Source organism: Enterovibrio makurazakiensis, from assembly GCF_050336585.1.
Lineage (GTDB): Bacteria > Pseudomonadota > Gammaproteobacteria > Enterobacterales > Vibrionaceae > Enterovibrio > Enterovibrio gelatinilyticus.
This window is the reverse complement of record NZ_JAKJSE010000005.1, coordinates 141,376-160,673: the sequence shown is the minus strand read 5'-3', so window position 1 is coordinate 160,673 and position 19,298 is coordinate 141,376. Positions and strand designations below refer to the sequence as shown.

At 46.0% G+C, this 19,298-nt stretch carries 15 protein-coding genes and 1 riboswitch; of the genes, 3 read left to right on the top strand and 12 right to left on the bottom strand.

The window, feature by feature from the left end:
• Positions 1 to 257: 257 nt before the first annotated feature.
• The 4 genes from L4D06_RS02915 to L4D06_RS02900 form a co-directional block, all read right to left on the bottom strand.
• Complete coding sequence (locus L4D06_RS02915) at positions 258 to 2,240, bottom strand: alkyl/aryl-sulfatase (RefSeq protein WP_429737797.1); 1,983 nt, start codon at positions 2,238 to 2,240, stop codon at positions 258 to 260.
• Between the two features lie 105 nt (positions 2,241 to 2,345).
• Complete coding sequence (locus L4D06_RS02910) at positions 2,346 to 3,254, bottom strand: LysR family transcriptional regulator (protein WP_429737796.1); 909 nt, start codon at positions 3,252 to 3,254, stop codon at positions 2,346 to 2,348.
• A gap of 133 nt (positions 3,255 to 3,387) precedes the next feature.
• Positions 3,388 to 3,564: a DUF6435 family protein gene (locus tag L4D06_RS02905; protein ID WP_274163907.1), complete on the bottom strand. Its 177-nt coding sequence runs from the start codon at positions 3,562 to 3,564 to the stop codon at positions 3,388 to 3,390.
• Positions 3,565 to 3,732: 168 nt separating this feature from the next.
• Positions 3,733 to 4,497: a nuclear transport factor 2 family protein gene (locus tag L4D06_RS02900; protein ID WP_274163908.1), complete on the bottom strand. Its 765-nt coding sequence runs from the start codon at positions 4,495 to 4,497 to the stop codon at positions 3,733 to 3,735.
• Between the two features lie 360 nt (positions 4,498 to 4,857).
• Between L4D06_RS02900 and L4D06_RS02895 the strand changes: the two genes are divergently transcribed.
• From L4D06_RS02895 to L4D06_RS02885, 3 genes are all read left to right on the top strand, one after another.
• Positions 4,858 to 5,718, top strand: a complete 861-nt coding sequence (locus L4D06_RS02895) for a PA4780 family RIO1-like protein kinase (RefSeq protein WP_274163909.1) — start codon at positions 4,858 to 4,860, stop codon at positions 5,716 to 5,718.
• A 309-nt stretch (positions 5,719 to 6,027) separates the two neighbouring features.
• A complete protein-coding gene (locus tag L4D06_RS02890) occupies positions 6,028 to 7,401 on the top strand; it encodes a tetratricopeptide repeat protein (protein ID WP_429737795.1) in 1,374 nt (457 codons plus the stop codon).
• A 74-nt stretch (positions 7,402 to 7,475) separates the two neighbouring features.
• On the top strand, positions 7,476 to 8,111 hold the full coding sequence (locus L4D06_RS02885; protein WP_429737794.1) for a DsbA family oxidoreductase: 636 nt from the start codon (positions 7,476 to 7,478) through the stop codon (positions 8,109 to 8,111).
• A 95-nt stretch (positions 8,112 to 8,206) separates the two neighbouring features.
• Here the strand turns inward: L4D06_RS02885 and L4D06_RS02880 are convergent, their stop codons facing one another.
• From L4D06_RS02880 to torD, 8 genes are all read right to left on the bottom strand, one after another.
• A complete protein-coding gene (locus tag L4D06_RS02880) occupies positions 8,207 to 8,830 on the bottom strand; it encodes a CDP-alcohol phosphatidyltransferase family protein (protein ID WP_429737793.1) in 624 nt (207 codons plus the stop codon).
• Positions 8,823 to 9,503, bottom strand: coding sequence for an ATP-binding cassette domain-containing protein (locus tag L4D06_RS02875; RefSeq protein ID WP_429737792.1), 681 nt, complete (start codon positions 9,501 to 9,503; stop codon positions 8,823 to 8,825). The genes L4D06_RS02880 and L4D06_RS02875 overlap by 8 nt, the downstream gene beginning before the upstream one ends.
• The gene (locus L4D06_RS02870; RefSeq protein WP_429737791.1) at positions 9,466 to 11,172 is read right to left on the bottom strand and encodes an ABC transporter permease; all 1,707 of its coding nucleotides are present in this window, start codon (positions 11,170 to 11,172) and stop codon (positions 9,466 to 9,468) included. The genes L4D06_RS02875 and L4D06_RS02870 overlap by 38 nt, the downstream gene beginning before the upstream one ends.
• Before the next feature lie 40 nt (positions 11,173 to 11,212).
• Entirely contained in the window at positions 11,213 to 12,352 is a 1,140-nt protein-coding gene (locus L4D06_RS02865; protein WP_429737790.1) for an ABC transporter substrate-binding protein, read from the bottom strand.
• A 25-nt stretch (positions 12,353 to 12,377) separates the two neighbouring features.
• Positions 12,378 to 14,534: a dihydrolipoyl dehydrogenase gene (lpdA, locus tag L4D06_RS02860; protein ID WP_429737789.1), complete on the bottom strand. Its 2,157-nt coding sequence runs from the start codon at positions 14,532 to 14,534 to the stop codon at positions 12,378 to 12,380.
• 1,246 nt (positions 14,535 to 15,780) lie between these two features.
• Complete coding sequence (locus L4D06_RS02855) at positions 15,781 to 16,374, bottom strand: TfoX/Sxy family DNA transformation protein (protein ID WP_274163917.1); 594 nt, start codon at positions 16,372 to 16,374, stop codon at positions 15,781 to 15,783.
• A gap of 123 nt (positions 16,375 to 16,497) precedes the next feature.
• Positions 16,498 to 16,594: riboswitch (cyclic di-GMP riboswitch) on the bottom strand.
• A 302-nt stretch (positions 16,595 to 16,896) separates the two neighbouring features.
• Complete coding sequence (gene purR / locus L4D06_RS02850) at positions 16,897 to 17,907, bottom strand: HTH-type transcriptional repressor PurR (RefSeq protein ID WP_274163918.1); 1,011 nt, start codon at positions 17,905 to 17,907, stop codon at positions 16,897 to 16,899.
• 684 nt (positions 17,908 to 18,591) lie between these two features.
• Positions 18,592 to 19,239: a molecular chaperone TorD gene (gene torD / locus L4D06_RS02845; protein WP_429737788.1), complete on the bottom strand. Its 648-nt coding sequence runs from the start codon at positions 19,237 to 19,239 to the stop codon at positions 18,592 to 18,594.
• Between the last annotated feature and the right edge of the window lie 59 nt (positions 19,240 to 19,298).

Below are 19,298 nucleotides of genomic sequence, written 5' to 3'. Positions count from 1 at the left end.
GAATTACATAGGAAATCGAAGTCAGTCGCAATAATTCCCTCGAATTTTTCGATATTTAAGCGCGTTCAATTGATCTCACCCCACTTTTGTCTTGGTGTCATTACGCCAAGGAATAATAAGCCATACATCGTGTTGAGATAGCGCGTAGTTCTTGTCGATAAAGGGGAGGGGAAGCGGAAAAAAAACCTCCCCTAGATGAGGAGGTTTTGCTGAATCAGGCGTTAGTAAAGCCTGTTTTCTTGATTAGCGTGTAGTGATTACTTTTTCGGTTCGATGATGTTGAACCAGAAATCAAAGCTGTCCATCATGCCTGCGATATCGGTTAGGGCTTTACCGTTACCCTCGACATTTGCTTTACCCGCTTTCACTAACTCAGAGATACTGGTAGTGCCCATCAGGACTTTGTTAAGCTCTGAACGGTTTATGGTGAGCGTCATGTCTGGGTTTTCAGATTGCACACCTTTGAGGTTGTTCAAGTGCGCGTTTTCTAGCTCTACCAAGAAGGTTTCATTCACGTCAGGCAGTACAAAGTTGATGGTGTAATCCACGTTGGCCGCTTTCATGCCGTTCAAACGCACGCCGAGGTAATCCAAGAACAGCTCGGTATCCATAGCGACCACCATGTCAGCACTCGCAGTTTTGGTTGCGTCACCTTTCGGCGTGCCGTTACGAAGCTCAAATGCGCCCATTAGGTAGGTGTTTCGCTCTCCCGCAGATTCACTTTGGTAGCCCAATTGCTCTAAACAATCAGCTTGCAGGAAACGTGCTTTCTTATTGGTTGGCTCGGCGAATACAGCCTTATCGACAATCTCGGCACACCAACGGTAATCGCCGCTGTTAAAGGCTTTTTGCCCCACACTGATGACATTTTCGATACCACCCATAGCTTCAACATACTTTGGTGCAGCATCGGCTGGCGATAGAGGGCGCAACGTTGCTGGGTTCATGTCGAAGTAACCCAAGTATTTGTTGATCACTGCTTTCGCGTTGCGGTGGTAACTGCCGTGATAGCCACGGTTGTACCATTCATTCGCAAGTACGTCTGGCACATAGAACTCATCTTGAATTTCGTTGATGGTGACACCGTGGTTTGCCATGCGAAGCGCTTGGTCATGAATGTAGCCATACATGTCACGCTGTTTACGAAGGAAGTGATTGATCTCTTCTTCGCCCCAACGTGGCCAACTGTGCGATGCGAACATCACGTCAGATTTGTCGCCGTACATATGAATGGATTCATTGATGTACTTGCTCCATGCTTTGGCATCACGCACTTCTGCGCCGCGTAGCGTATAGACATTGTGCAGACCGCCTACGGTATTTTCCGCCATCCATAGCGCATCGAATTGCGGGAAGTAGGTGTTCATTTCAGCTGGAGACTCGGTACCCGGTGTATTTTGGAACTCCATGGTGATGCCGTCGATAGTTTTGGTTTCGACTTCTTCGACAATCACTGTAGTTGGTGCGATCAGGCTGATTTCACCCTGCGCTACACCTTTACCGATGGCTGCATCCACTTGCCCTGTTGCCGCTTTTTCCAAAGCGTTACCGTATTGGTAGGTCACGCGGCGAGACATAGCATTGCCTGCTAGCACGTTTTCCGCGACAGCGTGATGCAAGAAACCGCGAGGCGCGATAATAGCGACTTCACCGCTGTCAGCTTGTTCTTGTGTCACGATTCCTTTTACGCCGCCAAAGTGATCAGCGTGCGCGTGGCTGTATACCACGGCTTTTACTGGGCGTTCGCCAAGTTCTTTGTTCACGAAATCCAGCGCGGCTTTTGCGGTCGCTGGCACGGTGAGTGGATCGAAGACGATCCAACCAGTATCACCTTGAACAAAGGTAATGTTTGCAAGGTCATAGCCGCGGACTTGATAAATGCGGTCGGTGACTTTGTATAAACCGTGGTGCATGTTTAGTTGTGCTTGGCGTTGGAGGCTTGGGTGAATGCTGTCGTAGTCTTTACCTTCAAGCAGGAACTCATAGTTACCGAGCTCCCATACGACTTTTCCGTTGGCATCTTTAATTTCTAGATTTTCTTGCTGCGCGATAAATCCTTTTTCGACTAACTCAAAATCCTTCTTGTCTGAGAAAGGAAGAGTGGCACGTTGCTCTGCGGCGAAGGCTTGTGTGGTTGCCGTCGGCGCTTTGGTGTTTGGTGTGAACGTGTGGGCAACGGCAGGAATACTAACAGCTGCAACTAACAATGCGATTAACGTCGGTTTGAATGTTGTTTTCATTGTGATCTCGCTTTCTTCACTAATAGAACAGGAAACGAGATTCACTATAAGGAAACAGGCGTGTGGGAACGATTCGTGCTTCAATAATCTATTGTTAAGCCTCGCTTAATAGTTGGTAAGGATTTCTTCAATCTGTTGGCGAAGCCAAGTGATGCCTTCGTCATGTTGTTTAGCTTGGTGCCAACACACAAATGTTGGGACGGGACGGATTTCGAACGGCAGAGTTTGTACGCTCAGCCCTAGTTTTTCTGCCCATAGATCGGCTAGACGTTTTGGCGTAAAACACAGTAAATCGGTCATCGCTGCTGTTGCCATTAAGTTGAGCATGGAATCGCTTTGATAATGCACTTTACGTGCTGGCAATGGCTTATCAATTAGGTTAGAAAACATAAAGCTACCAAAGCGACGGCTGGTAAGTGCAGTGTGTTTTTCAGCAAAAAACTGTTGGAGCGTGATTTTCCCTTTTAGCCTAGGGTGGTCTTTTGTATAGGTGACGACAAGCACTTCCTCCGACACTTTCTCGGTAATAATCGAAGGGTGACTGATTGGTAAAGAAGAGAGGAATAAATCAACATCTCTTTCACTGAGAACCTGACTTGGTGTGAAGTGATTGTCTTCGTAAGGCGTCAGATTTACGGTGATACCTGGCGCTATCTCATTGAGTCTTCGTAATAACTGTGGAAGTACTGCAAGATCAAAGTAAGCGTGACCGCCTAACATAAATTCTCTTGTGCTGGTTGCTGGATCAAATGATGTGTTTGCCTCTAGGCCAAATCGAATGGCACTCAATCCTTCTGCAATATGCTTGTGCATATTGATCGCCAATTGTGTCGGTTGAATACCGCGACCTTGGCGAATGAATAGTGGCTCTCCAATGTGCTCGCGCAATCGGGATAAATTCTGGCTGACAGCGGCGGATGTCATGTTGAGTTTGTCGGCAGCTTTGGCAACCGAGCCCAAAGTCATGACTGAGTCAAAAACAGTAAGAAGGTTTAAATCGCAATCTCTAAGCATGACGTTATATTAAGCAGTGGTTAATATTCGAGAGCTTAACATGACGGAGATAACTGGACGACACAAAGAAAAGCCATTGATTGAATCAATGGCTTTTAGGATGAATATGGGCTGAAAAGGTGAATTGAAAACGTTATTTGGCGTTGCTTTCGATGCGTTCTATTTCTCGCCAAAGATCTTCAGCCTCTGCGTGGATAAAGGAATAAGCACTGATGTCACCATTGCGTTGCGCTTGCATCGCACGCTCTAGCTTATCGTTGTATTGCTCACGCAGTTTCTTGGTTGGGTCTCTCTTAAATAGTGAAAACATACCACACCTCTCTACATACTAGATGTACTATCACTACGCAAAGTATTGCATAAATGATCAACGTTGTCGTTATGGTAGCTTGTTAAATGCGACGAACTCATGACGCATGGGTGACAACTTCAAGACATACTCCACAGCCTGTCTGCAAGGTCAAGAGAGGGTGGATGTTTAGAATTTACCATTGTCGTTGTTCCACTCTTTACGGGGCGGGACGGTTTCTACGGTGTCCCAATGCTCTACAATTTTGCCATTTTCTAGCCTGAACAGATCGTAGAAAGCGGTGTGTTCCCCTGCACGAAAACCTTCGCAAACGGATAACACGAAATTGCCTTCGGCAAGGGTACGGTGATGGGTTTCATAATGAAGGGTGGAAGGATTGTCCGCTGTGCCTAATGCTGCTTTCAGCAACTGCACATCGTCACTTAATTCTGGGCTGTGTTCGCGGTAATTGGTTGCGTCTATATAGTCTGTGAGCGCTTCAATGTTTTTGTTGATCAAAACGTTGTCGACAAAGTGACTGATGGTTTGTCTGTTTGCTTCTGTCTGAGGCAAGTCGGTAACGTCAGTAACGCCATCGATCATTGAGTGGCCTGAAGCATTTGGGGGTTGTCGAAGTTGGAGGTTGTCCCAATGTTCAACGGTTTTGTTTCCTTCAAAACGAAAAACTTCGAAGCAAATCTTCTCGCTGCTGAAATCGTATTCGGTATGGGCAAAAATGTAGTCGCCGTCTGAGAAAATGCGAATGATTTCCACATGAGGATTGGTCAAAGCAAGGCGAGCAAACAATTCGGCCAAACCTATGCCGCCTTCTTTTGTTAGTGGATTATGTTGAACATATTGAGATTCGTCCACGACAGCGACGGCTTCAGCATCGCCATTTTCGATACCTTTTTTTAAAAGGTCATGAATCCATTGCTTGCGTTCTTTACTCATTGCTTCGATTCCCTTCACTAACGTGCACCTATTAACTTTTGTAAGCGCTGTTCTGACAGCGGGCAGAAGAACGTGTGAAATAGTGTAGCCGAAAGCGTTTTGGACAATTGTCTGTCTTTTGCTCTGTATTTAGTAAAAAGTGCACATTGGTCATAGAAGCTGATGTTTTGATGCCATATTGTTGAGTAGTGATGGTTGCGCTTGTTATTAATGCAGCGAATCAGTTTTTGCACTGTTAAACTGCCTATCTGTGTACTGCAGCGTATGTTTCTTTACTTATGCCGCGATGACAATTATTGTGCCGGAAAATGTATTGTCGCTAATACAAAATCACTAGGTTTAATCACGTACGAAGGTGTAATGAAAATACCGACAAGGTTACTGCCATTGGTCGAAGATGGCATGGTTGATGAAGTGATTTCTCAGCTAATGAGTGGCAAAGAAGCTGACGTTTTTGTTGTTTCGAGCAATGGAAACATTTGCTGCGCCAAAGTGTATAAAGAGATCGATCAGCGCAGCTTTAAAAAGGCCGCTGCTTATCGAGAAGGACGTAAAGTCCGTGACAGTCGCCGAGAGCGTGCGATGTCGAAAGGTTCGAAGTTCGGACGAGAAGAAGCAGAGAAAGTGTGGCAGAACGCAGAAGTTGATGCTTTGTATGCGCTGTCAGCTGCGGGTGTTCGTGTACCTACGCCATACGGTTGCGTTGATGGCGTGCTATTGATGGAACTCGTCACTGATGACCAAGGCAGTGTTGCGCCACGCTTAAACGATGTGACGCTAACGAAAGAGCAAGCATTGAGAGATCATGCCACGGTGATCAAAGATGTGGTTCGCATGCTTTGCGTGGGAATCATTCACGGCGACTTGTCAGAATTTAATGTTCTGGTTGATCACCTCGGCCCTGTTATTATCGATTTGCCACAAGCAGTGGATGCATCGGCAAACAATAACGCGAAGTGGATGCTTGAGCGTGACGTGAACAACATGACCAGCTATTACGGCCAATACGCGCCAGAGTTGATTGGTACGCAATACGCCAAAGAAATGTGGGCGCTTTACGAAGCGGGTGACCTTACACCAAACACGGAACTGACAGGTGTATTTGTCGACGATGGCAGTGACGCTGATGTTGATGGACTCATGGCGGAAATCAATGCTGTGATGGAAGAAGCGCGTTTACGGAAAGAGCGTCGTTTGCAGGCGGAATCTGGCGAAGAATAGTCTTCCCGCATTCTATCACTTTGCTGAACACATACCTTTTGAAGCCAGTCTTATGACTGGCTTTTCGCGTTCAGAGCTTTGTTCAGAACCCTTGCGATCCTAATGTGGGGGTTGTGAGCGCGTATCGCTTTACCGGCTTCGTTATTTCTTCCCCCCGATAAACAATTTCTTTCTTACCCGCCAATTTATGCTGCGTTGATTGCGCCCTAACTGCTGCTTATGCTCAACGAACGTTAAGTCAGTGGCTAAAGCGTCTTTATAAAACAAGATTGAAATGCGCAGGACGCACGAGATAAGGAGATAAATACCATGCAAAAAGACAGTCGAGGTCTTTTATATTCAGGAACCGATCAAGAAGGTATTGCGACATTTGAAGAAGCATTGGCATGGAATTTCGATTATCGACCCAATGGATTGGCAAAGGTCGATGCATTGTTAGCGTCGTATCCAAACTTTTTGATGGCATGGGTGTTAAAGGGGTACAGCATCGCCAGTGAAGGGCGCTTTGGGGCACTGAGCAGTATTCCGCTGACGTTTATTGAAAATCGTACTATCAGCATTGCCTCTACGCCAAGGGAGAGGAAGCATGTGTTGGCGCTGGCGGCTTATGCACAAGGCGATATTAAAAAAGCAGTGGAAATTTGGGCTGATATTTTGAATGAATGGCCACTGGATTTACTCGCATTTCGCCAATCAACGGGGAATTTGTTTTGGATGGGTGAGCGCCAACGCTTGGTGGACACCGCTGCGAAAATCGCACCTCATTGGACTGAAAATACCCCTGGATATGGCTATTTTATTGGTGCGTTTAGTTTTGCATTGGAAGAGGTGGGGGAATATTCGCTCGCTGAGAAATATGCGCGCCGAGCGGTTGAGTTGAACCCATCCGATATGTGGGCAGTCCATTCAATGGCACATGTATTGGAAATGAATGCGAGAACCGATGAAGGCATCGCCTGGATTGAGGCGAGACAAAATGACTTACCAACACACAACGCATTTGTCGGTCATATCTGGTGGCATCTCGGATTGTTTTATTTAGAGCAAGGCCACGTCAATAAAGTGCTGTCTTTGTTTGACGAATATATCTACCCAGAAGCGTCATCGTTTTATCTCAGTGTACAAAACGGCGCCTCCTTGCTTAAACGCCTTGAGTTCGTGGGGGTTGATGTTGGCAATCGATGGGAGCGTCTTTATCAAGGGGTTAAAGATTCCGTTGGTGATTACCTCTATCTTTTCACTGAACTGCATACCGCGATGATACTGAATCGATCGGGCAATGCCTTTCAACTGTCACAACTTCATGCTTCGTTGTCAGATTGGAGCAAAACCAGATACACCAATGAAACGTCGATTGCTCAAGAGATAATTTCAGGTATCTCGGCTTATGAGGCTAAGGAGTACGACATCGCAGCAAAGATAATGCACCCTCAGCGTTACAGCCTTTCTGTTCTTGGGGGAAGCCATGCGCAACAAGACATTCTTATCCAGTATCTCATCAATGCACAGCACAAAAACAGTAACGTGAATGCGGTGACAGGGTTGATGAAAGAGCGGGTATCTCGTCGTACGCAATGGGACCAAAAGCCAGAGCGTTTTATGGAAATGTGGCAGAAAATTGAGGCGATGAAAGACGGTATGTCAGACGATATTTTCCGTCAACTATTGAGAAAAGTTCAGTGAAGAATGGGTAAACCGAAGCCATCGGATAGGTAACCACTTCGAAGTAAGTACGCAATGAAAAGGACAAATTGAACATGACGGTAACCATCAACTTTTATAGCGACTTGCTTTGTTTTTGGGGTTGGGTCGGCCAACAACATAACGATCAAGTGATGCCACTTTGTGATGACAATGTGGAATGGAAACACCATTGTTTAGATTTATACGGAAACGTGCCGGAGCGAATGCGCGCGTTAGGAGAGGGTGACAAAGGCTACATGAAATACGCTGAAATCACTGAGCGATTGATGGCACGTTTTGATGGTTTAGATGTTCACCCTGACCTTTGGCGAAAAGTGCGCCCAACCAGTTCACTGATGCCGCACCAAGCCGTTAAAGCGGTAGCGTATGTTGCGGGGGAGAAAGAGGCGCATGACGTTGAACGTGCTCTGCGTGAAGCCTTTTTTTGCGATGCCCGAGACATTAGCCACTTTGGTGTGATGAAAGATGTGCTTTCTGACCTGCATTTGGCGGTGCCAGACGTAATGGAATGTCTGCAAAGTGGGTATGCATTGACCAGTGTTTATGGCGACATTAAGCGTGCTGAAACGGATAAAGTACCGGGCAGCCCGGCGTGGATATTTGACGAAGGGCGCTATCGTTTCTTTGGTCAAGTGGATGTCGAGTCGCTGGCATTTACCATTAATAGAGTTGTAGCAAAGCAGTCATAGCGTTGTGTTGTTCGTACTGAGCATCAAAACAAATAGTGCGGGTGCGAACCACTATCAAATGTTCTGTCTGGTTCTTTTTGAAGCTTGTTGCTTGACTATTTGTCGCTGTTTTCTACTTTCAATGTTTGATATCCCGCCCAAACCCGAGTTGCTGTTGTCGCCCAACACAGTGCGCCAAAGGTCCAAGCGATTTCTGCAAAGTAGCCGGGGAATAAACAGAACAGCACGAAACAGCCTATGGTTTCTGTTCCTTCGGTTAACCCACCGATGTAATAAAGCGACTTGCTTTTATAAACGGGGTTTTCAATGTTGCGCTTGCTTGCCATCACCGCAAATGCCAGGAAGCTAGAACCCGTTCCCATGAATGAAAACACCAGGAAGGTCGCAGCCACAGCATTTTGTTCAGGGTTAGCCAATGCAAAAGCAAACGGAACCATGGCATAGAACAAGAAATCGAGGGTGATATCGAGAAATCCGCCCGCATCGGTGATCCCTTGTCGCCGAGCCAATGCACCGTCAAGCCCATCAAATATACGATTCAACGCGATAAATAATAACCCAAGCCAATAATGCTCCATAGCGATAGCAGGCAACGCGAGCAAACCAATAAGAAAACCGACCACAGTGACCTGATTGGCTGAACARCCGATTTTATCTGGCAGTTTTGCCGCTTGTTTAAGCGGCCATCGAATGATGGGAATTGCGTAACGATCAAGCATGTTTTTGCTCCGATTGACGCTCGTCGATGGATAACTCATTTGATGCTATCGGCCAGTTAAGCAATATGCTTTCAGGTGGCACGTCATCTTCATCGTGGGTCACCATGACGGCGGCGATATTCCGATTTCTGATTTGCTGAAATACAAAGGCTCGAAAGGACTTTCGAAGCGGCTTGTCGAGCTTACTAAATGGCTCATCAAGCAAAATAACGTTAGGGTGCGAAAGTAGGGTACGCATGAGGCTTATTCGTGCCCGCTGCCCACCTGAAATTTGGTCCGGTGCTTTGTAGGCAATATCGGCCAACTCAATGTCTTCTAATGTTGCTAATGAACGTGCCTTTTTTTCTGGCGCGGACATTGTGGAGGGCAAACCAAAAGCTAGGTTTTGCCAAACACTGAGGTGAGGAAAAAGCAGATCGTCTTGAAACAAGATACCGACTGCCCGTTTTTCAGCAGGCAAAGTCAGCACACTTTTATGACTGACTTGAATGTCTCCTTCGCATTCGAATTCTGGTGACAAATGTCCTGCAATCGCACTCAACAAGGTTGATTTTCCGCATCCGCTTGGCCCCATGACCGAGAGAATATTGCCATTCTCAACCTCGAAGGACATATTGGTCAACAAGGTCGCTTGTTTAGACTTTATAGTCAGGTTTTGTACGGACAAACTCATTCATTATTTCTCTTTTTGGGGCGCGTTTTGCAATACGTCTACGTGGGTCGGCAAAGCGGCTTGCTGCCAATGCAAAGCAAAAGAATACGAGTGGTAAGAAGGCTTGTATCAAGCCATAAACCGCACTGATGCGACGATCTTGCCCGCTTGCAAGGCTAACTGCCTCTGTGGTTAAAGTGGTAATGCGGCCGGCGCCCAATAGTTGTGTGGGCAAATATTGAGAAAAACTCACACTAAGGCCTACCGCCCACGCAAGCAAAATCGCAGGTAGCACGATCGGTAACTTTACCGACCACCACGCTTTTGTTGCACTCTGGCCTAAGCTTCGTGCTGTTTGGGTCAGGCGCTGATCGAAAGAACGCCAAGGGCCATCTAATGCTAAATACACATATGGAAAGGCAAACAGAATATGCGCCCAAATGGTGGCAGGGACATGCCATTGACCGGGTAACATATAAATGGCGATTTGTATGCCAAACAGGATTGAAAGCTGCGGGATCAGCATAGGAATTGCGATCACGAGTTGTGGCAATGATTTGTGGTATCTGTCTCGATGCTCTAAGCAGCCAATGGAAAAAATCAGCGCGACAGTGGCGGAGACCAACCCCAATATCAAACTGTTGGCGGCCAGTTCTAGAAGGTTTGAAGACTCTTGCTCCCAGAAACGCATACTAAGACGTGATGGCCAAATGTCGGGAAAACGCCAACGCAGGGCGAAAGACCAAACCAGTAAAACAGGGATCATGAGAAATGGCACAATGGCGATCAATTTGAACCAGTGCTTTCCCGGTAGGTTGAATGCTTTGCTGCCGCTGAACTGCCAATTCTGCCAACGACAAATCAGCACATATTCGAGCAAGCGATACACTGACAAAACACCGAAACATAATATGAATAGGGTAATCGCACCGGCGGCAGCACGAGGAAGTTCAAGTAAGTCAGGGTCGTTGAACCATTGCCAGACCAGTACAGCAAATGTGGATGGGGTGGAAGGACCGAGGATCATGGCGACGTCTACCACTGATAAGCCGTAAGCGAGTACCGCATAGATAGGGAAGCGCATTTTGGGCAGCCATTGCGGTAACACGACTTTTAGCCATGCCGCACTGCGGTTATATCCCAAACTTTGTGAAGCGGCCAATAAGCGATCGACTTGCATTTGACGCAACACCGATAGGCTCATTAGCAACAGAAACGGGGTTTCTTTGATTGCCAACGCAATAATTAGCCCGAAGCCATTACTGTCTTGAACTAATGACCATGTATAGGGCGTTGATTCTTGCGTAAATAAAGCAAAGAAACGAAACAGCCAACCAGATGGCGCGAATGTTAGGGCGAACCCAATAGCAAACGCCACGTGAGGCATGGCAAGTAAGGGCGAAAGCCATTTTTCAATGCGATTCCAACCACGCGTCCCCCAACAACGCTGAAGAATTAAAAATGTGATTGTTACTGCCAGCAATGTGGCGGTGACGCCAGAAACAACCGACAGTTGAAGTGCATTAAGGCTACCAGGCCATGCCAGCATGGCGCGCCAACCATCAAGGTTTGGTTCGGTTAATCCTAGAACGGGAAGGTAGCTGGTGGCAGAAAGTAACACACCACCAAGCCCAGGAATTAAGGGTAAACAACATACTGTCAGCGTCATAACGTACAGCAGACGTAACATGCTTACCCCTTAATTAATGGTGATGTATAGCACATTACCATTATTGTCCGTAGCGCTCGAGCCATGCTTTTTCTAACGCAACTTGCCAGCTCGGATGTGGTTCAGGTTGCGATTTAAACAAGGGTTTGCTGCCAACACTCGACAGTGTGACCACGGCGGGATCTCCCCATACATCGCTGTTAGCCTTGCGGGCTTGTGCTTCTTCACTCATGAGGAAGTTAATCGCGACTAATGCTCCTTCTTTGGCGTTGGCATTCCAAGGTACACCCATGTAGTGAATGTTTGAAAGCGCACCTTTATCAAATGCAAAGGTCTTTGCTGAAGGGGCGAGTGTGCCGTTTTTAACCGCGGTTTCCGCCGCGTTTGGATTAAATGTAATGGCGAGTAATAGCTCACTGTCGTCTAACAGTTGCATGGTTTCTGCACTACCGGCAGGGAATTGTTTACCATTGCGCCAAGCGACGGGGTGGAGCTCATCTAAGTAAGCCCATAGTGGCGCAGTGATCTCACCAAAACGTGCTTCATCAACAGGGACGTAAAGTGGGTCACTGTCTGTTGCGAGTTCAAGCAGAGCCGCTTTCAAAAAGCTGGTGCCATGAAATTGCGGTGGTTTTGGATAGGCGATTTTGCCCGGATTCGCTTTCGCCAAACTGAGCATTTCTACAAAGGAACTCGGTGGATTTGCTAGGGTCTTTTCATCATGAATAAAGACAAGTTGGCCGACACCCCAAGGCGCTTCTAAGCCATTCGTTGGCTCAGTAAAGTCAGCGGTGACTGGAAGTGACTTATCGACAATTGACCAGTTTGGTAGCTGTTCGGCAAACGGGCCAAATAGCAGTCCATTGGATTTCATCGATTTAAAGTTTTCACCATTGATCCATACCATATCCACACTGCCGCCTTCGGTTTTACCAGCGGCTTTCTCTGCAACCAAGCGGTTAACGGTTTCTGCAATGTCTGACACCTTTACATGCTCAAGCGTGACACCGTAACGTTCATTGAGTGTGTCACCAGCCCAGCGTAAGTAAGCATTGATTTCTTGGCTGCCCCCCCATGCGTTGAAGTAAACCGTTTGTCCATTGGCATCTTTTTCAATCTGTTCCCAGTTTGAGAGGTCAGCTGCGATGCTGACAGAACTAACACTGAGTGCACATGCAGCAGCGATTGATAAGTAATTCATGGTTAATTGTCTTCCTTAATGTCAATTAAGCGCGATTGTTTTTTGGCGCGTTACGCATCCAAGCGTGGAATTTCTCGACCCATGCCAGTAATCCTTGTGGCGCGTTGTTTTGTTTCCAAACGCCTGCAGTGTACTTTGTTGCCTCACTCATGGTGGGGTAAGGGTGAACCGTACCAAGAATTTTGTTCAGACCCAGCCCATGGCGCATGGCGAGTGTGAATTCTGCGAGTAAGTCGCCAGCATGTGAACCGACAATGGTGGCGCCTAGTATTTTGTCTTTGCCTTTTAGTGTGATGACTTTGATAAAACCGTGGTCTTCGCCGTCAGCAATCGCGCGATCTAGGTCGTCTATACCGTAGTGTGCCACTTCATATTCGATGCCTTGTGCGATGGCTTCTTTTTCATTGATGCCTACACGTGCAACTTCTGGTGCGGTGTAAGTTGCGGCAGGCATCACAGAATAATCGGCTTTGAACTTCTTGAAGTCGCCAAACAAGGCATTTACAGCGGCATACCATGCTTGGTGGCCTGCAGCGTGTGTTAACTGGAACGGGCCAGCTACATCGCCAACAGCAAAGATATTTGGATAATTGGTTTGCAGATAGTCGTTCACTTTTACTGTGCCGCGCTCTGTTAACTCAACACCGATGTCTTCAAGGCCAAAGCCTTTGGTGTTGGCAACGCGCCCTAGCGCGAGCATGACATGGTCAAATTCCACCACGATTTCTTCGCCACTCTTATCAAGATAAGCGCGTTGAGTGTCGCCGTCTTTTTCAAAGCGAGTGGCTTTGTGACCAAGCAAGATATTAACACCATCTTCCGTTAAGCCTTTAACAACCAACGCTGCGGCATCGGCATCTTCACGGATCAATAGTTGGTCAGCCATTTCGACCAAGGTAACATCGGAGCCTAGACGAGAGAAACTTTGTGCCAGTTCAGCGCCAATAGGGCCACCACCTAATACCAGCAGTTTCTTGGGTAACTCTTCCAGTTCCCATACGTTGTCTGAAGTGAGGTAGCTAACGTCAGCGAGTCCAGGAATGCCCGGAACTAATGGCCGCGCTCCAGTGGCAATTACGATGTTTTTGGTTGTAAGCCGCTCCCCATTCACTTCGACTTCCCAAGGCGAAAGGATTTTCGCTTCTCCTTGAATACACTCCACACCAAGCTTTGTGTAACGGTCGACTGAATCATGGGGCTCAATATCCGCAATCACTTGATGAACGCGGCCCATAACCTCTTTGAAGTTCACGCTAGGCTCGCCAACAGTGACGCCGAACTCACTGGCACGTTTGATTTCGTGCACTGAGTGTCCCGCGCGAATCAACGCTTTAGATGGCACGCAGCCCGTGTTTAGACAGTCTCCGCCCATTTTGTGTTTTTCAATCAGCGTGACTTTCGCCTTCACTGCTGCGCCAATGTAAGTCGTTACCAATCCGCCAGCACCGGCACCGATAGCGATGAGGTTACGATCGTAAGTCACGGGTTTTTGCCATTTCGCGTAAACACGGCGCTTTTGAATGAAGTTCATAATAACCTTTGCAATAACGGGGAACAGACCAAGTAGCACAAGTGAAAGCAGTACGCCGGGAGACACAATGCCGCTTAGTGAATCAATTTGGGCGAGTTGCGTACCAGCATTGATGTATACCGCTGTGCCCGGAAGCATGCCGATTTGGCTGACAACATAGAAGGTCAATGTGCGGATAGGGGTTAGACCCATCAGCAGATTAATAAGGAAGAATGGGAAGACGGGAATCAAACGAAGTGTCAGTAGATAGAAAGGACCATCGTTCTCGACGCCTTCGTTAATGGTTGTAAGTTTGTTGCCAAATTTGTTTTGAACAGAATCTTTCAACAAGAAACGGCTGACGAGGAAAGCCAGTGTGGCACCGATGGAGCTTGCAAAAGAAACCAGAAGCAATGCCCACCAAAAGCCAAAAAGTGCAGCCCCAAGCAAAGTCGCAATGGCTGCGCCTGGCAATGAGAGGGCGGTCATGGCGATGTATACCAAGAAGTAGACAACGCTGGCAGTTAAGAAGTTTTGTGAAATGCTGTCTTTGAGAGACTCATGCTGTGCTTTTGCATTTTCAAGTGTAAAAAGCGCCCCTAAATCAAAGGCAAACCACGCAATAAATATGGCTGCGATGATAAAGATAATGCCTAACTTCTGTTTATTCATCTGTATTCCTTTATGAGTCACTTACTGCAAATCAGTGTTCCGAATCTCGGGCACCATCGCCAAATGACTTAAGCAATTTGAAAGTGCTTGTTCAGTGAGAACATGCTCACTGCCCATCCTTAGCTTAAGTGTATAACGTCATTGTTATTGAATGGCTTATCTCAATGAATTATTGCGTTTATTTGCCAAGACTGTGACCACAATAGGCCCAATCAAAATTCGAAATATGCAGCAAGTTGTGTTTTGGGTTTCAGTGCTTTTGCTAAGAAATAAAGACCTGCAAATTTGGGATTTCATTACACTCTTCATCAATTTTTTCGAATCTAGTACGAGAGTTGTCGAGGTTTGGATTTGAAATTTCTTTTAATTTATTGATTTATAGTGGTTATATTGCGAATTGCGTATTGGAATGATAGCGGTGCTCAGAGCGAAAAACGGGAACGAGCAGAAATGGTCACCGAGAGAAAGTGATAAAAGAGGTGGTTATAAGCAGTATTTCGAATATTGAATGGCTAACAATGACAAAGGAACCACGGCAAGTGTTGTAGCACCAACGATGTGATAGTTACGGTGCCAGTATCTTTGTGCAAAGCTATTGAGCCTCAAGCCCCATAGGATGACAACAGCATTAATGCTAATAAAGACGATCACTAATACTGAAAGAAATGACGGCGCAAACATTCCGTCGACAAGCGCTGCGTAAAATGAGATCGGCAATAAGAAGCAGAAAAACACTGCCCACTTAAAACGTCGAGGCCACTTACGAAAATGGTCTCTAAAGATCCTGTCAATTTGGTCTGGATAGGGTCTGCTGTAATGCATCTTATTGTTGCCATTCATCTATCTACTCTTTTGGCTTAGTTCAAAATTCCAACCAAAGATAGTCAACTAGATGCATTTAGCATAATAAACGTGACGAATGTCGCATAAATGGGATTATTGGTTTTTTGGCAACCTTAAAATGAGATTTGTGATAATTGCTTATTTATAGATAAAAAGCTCGTTAGAAGCATGGCCTATAAGCAATGGAACATGATGTTCTTTTCGATTAACTGAAAGAATTGAACGTAATATTGGGGTAGATGATTGGTTGTTTGTGAAGATACGGTATGAAATGCGCTTAGTGCGGTGTGAGAGGCGAATTCGAGAGAGTGGTGAAACTGAAAGACTGGGCGAAGATAGATTCGCCCAGTCGATCCCTTGATTGTTCACTTTAGGGTACCGACAGGGCGAAATAATGAAATTTTTACTGTCTTAGTGTTTCTAACAGTTCATCGCGTCTCTGAGGAGAGACGACAGACCAGTGTTTACCTTCAATTGCGCCTTCTAGCGCCCAAAGAAGTTCTAGACTTAGCGTATCGCTATGTGACTTTTGTAGAGCTTGATAAGCCCTTACGGCACCTTCAGTTTGCAATTGCTCAACAGAATCGATTCCTGCTTTTTTCAGCATACGTTCTGTCGCAAGTCTTAGGTTTGGCAAATCTTTGATACGCGTTGGCGCCGCAGTCTTCTTTTCTTGTTGATCATCTTTGGCGATGGCATACGCAATATTCGCATAATTCATCAGAACCTCTGATTGATCCCACAACGTTTCTGGTATGGCATAGTATTTTGTTGTGACAGGGAAGCCACGTTTCTTGTAGACGTAGGGCGTCATCGAAAGTTTAATGAAATCGGCTTCATTCGCTTGACCAGCGCGAAGATGAAGTTGGTCGTTGACGACCAAGGCGAACATTGTCTCGTCGCAAAAGACACCAAACCCGCCAAACATAGAACGCGATTTGATTTTGCCCAGACATTCGAAGAATTTTAACGTGTTTTTTAGTGTTGGTTTATCCATGTGACTTATTCTCAATCATTACGTTCCGTTCCTGGATGAGCGGTCAAGGAGCAACGTAGCAAAGCTAATTCAGAGAATTGTCAATGTACCGAAAAGTAATTTCGGTGTATGAATGCTAACGTCATCGGTAACTCCGCTACCACCAACACAAAATTTTTGTGTGCTGTGAGGCCGGAAGCTTTGCGTCCCACGCTTTCGCTGTGGTTTGCCTTTTTCTTGACGACTATTAGCTTAACTGAATCGCATCATATTGTCGTTATTGCTAGTCTCAAAAAATGTGATCTTGCTTCAGATAGAGTCTTATTGATATGAATGAAAATATCAGGTTCTCTTTGTAATTGAAGCCATTTTAACCAAAGCGGTCATTTTTTAATTGAGTTAAAGATTAGCACTAGAAAACTAGACAAACTATGCTTATTGAGCTGGATCTCAATAATGAGAAGATTTTGTTAAATTTTCTTGTCACATAAAAAAATAGCCCGCCAAAAATGGCGAGCTATTGATGAACTTTGTGCGTTAAAACTATTCGGCGTTTAGATTTTTCACTGAATTACGAATAATCAGTTCAGGCTGCATAACGAAAATCTGTTGCTTGTTTTCTTTGTTCGCTAAACGTTCCAACAATAATTTGATTGCCGTTTTACCCAAGCGGTTTTTGGGCTGATGGATCGTCGTTAGTGGTGGCGAGAAAAATGCAGCCAAATCGATATTGTCGTAGCCAATGATCGAGATGTCGTTTGGTACGTCTAGACCCGCTTGGCGGAATGTACTGATTGCTGCCAATGCCATAATGTCGTTAAAGCAAAATAGTGCCGTTGGACGCTCATCAAGTGCTAACAATTTGTTTGCTGCTTCTACCGCTGTGTCGCATTCGAAATCTGCATCTACAATCCAATCTGGATTTTCTTGTAGTCCAGCTTCTGCCAGCGCTTTGCGGAAACCGGCAAGTCGTGTTTGGCAGGTTAGCTTATCCAATTGGCCTGACATACAACCAATTTTCGTATGGCCGTTATCAATAAAGTATTTCGTCGCAATATACCCACCGAGTTCTGCATTGTCTTGAATACAGTCAGTATTGACGTGCTGCGTTCCCCAATCCATGACAACCATTGGCAAATCTTGCTTTCTCTCAAGAAGGGCAAGCAGTTCCTCATTGAGGTCTGAACACATTACTAGCAAACCATCGACACGCTTTTCTGCCAACATGCGTAAATAGTCGCGCTGCTTGGCGAGGTTGCCTTCTGTGTTACATAGGATCAGTGTATAGCCCTCTTTGTAACAGTACTCTTCTACGCCATGAACAACTTCCGCAAAGAATGGGTTTGTTGATTTGGTAACAAGCATGCCAATGGTGCGTGTTGAGTTGCATTTCAAACTACGCGCAACAGCACTGGGTGCGTAATTTAGGTCATCCACCGCAGCCCAAACTTTTTTGGTCGTATTCTCTGCGACAAAACGTGTTTTGTTGATCACGTGAGAAACCGTTGTGGTTGATACTCCGGCCATGCGTGCGACGTCTTTAATCGTTGCCATTTGGTATTCTTCTTATCATTTTCATCGGCAGCATGAGAAATGCTGGCTGCCTTACATGTTTACGCCGCTAACGAGGAGCGGCGTACTGGGTTCGACGAAACAGGTTTCCATTTTCTCGACCGTTTCGTATCAATGTGTGAAAGCACGTTTTTGAAGTGCATACATGCTTTCTTTATCTTGCATCGTAATAGGTAGTGCTAGAACACATGTCGGTTGTTTGCCGTTGATTAAAAGAATCAGCTTAATTCGTGACTCTTTATTCTGATGAACGTTCATTAGCACTGACGATGTGAACATTATGCTGGTTCAAGCATGTTCTCTTATGATTCGTCTTACACGGAAAGCGGCGAATCGTTCGAAACGAGTTGGAGTGACCTTGCCATCTATAGCTACTAAAGATCGGCTCAAAATGTCACATTGAGCACGCCAAAAACCATTCCATCGACACAACATTAGGTGTTATGACCTTGTTGCTGTGAAAGAGATTTTTCAGCAATTTCTCAATGCCAATCGCTTGCGTTCACAGTTTACTGGCTCATGGACGCAGTCGCAATTATTCAATTGAAGCGACTCGCATAAGCTTGATGCGTATCAAGCTTGCGAAATCGCTACGATTTTCACTTTCTATCTCTAAAAAATGAAAAAACCGGGCAAGCCCGGCTTTTTGGTTTCGGGAGTTGGACGCTATTCGCCTTTTAGGAACGATAGGTCTAATGCGACAAATGCGTTGAGGAGCACGCCAGACGCTTTATAAAAGCCAAAGCCATCGAATTGTTCAAGCGACTTCTGGAAGCTGCCTAACCATGTAGTAACCATGGTTTCTAAGAATACCTGTTGCTCTTGCATCAAGGCTTCTTGTTTGTCTTCTTCGGTCTCTTTGTTCGTAAGAATGACCAAGTTACCCATGAAATCGAGGACGACAGCAAGATGGTCAAAGGGCTCATTGAAGTCTTTTCGTTGAGCGATGCCATATTTCTCCATCCATTGACCCATCTCTTGCGCAGGTTTGTCGTTGAGCAAACCAGTCTCGCCGATGTACATGGAGGCATAAGGCAATGCGCCCGTTTTTGGGGTGCTAAGGAACAAACCACAAAAATCAGCCGCGAGTTCCAATTGCGCGTCTTCGCGCAATTTTAATGCGGCTAGTGCGCTACGAAAACCTGCGATTGGGGCTTTCAATTCATCGGTCATGGCGAGCGCGGAATAGTAACTATCCATGCTGCTACCTTGATAGTTGATGAGATCTTCTTGGGTCAGCTCATTAGCAAACAGAGAAGACATCCACCAGTAAAACTCGGCGCGTTGTTCGTTGATGGCGTTAAATTCTTTCATTGTCATTCCGTCGTTAGGGAAGGGCAGAGAGAGTAAAAATGTGTAAGAGTATAAGTGTA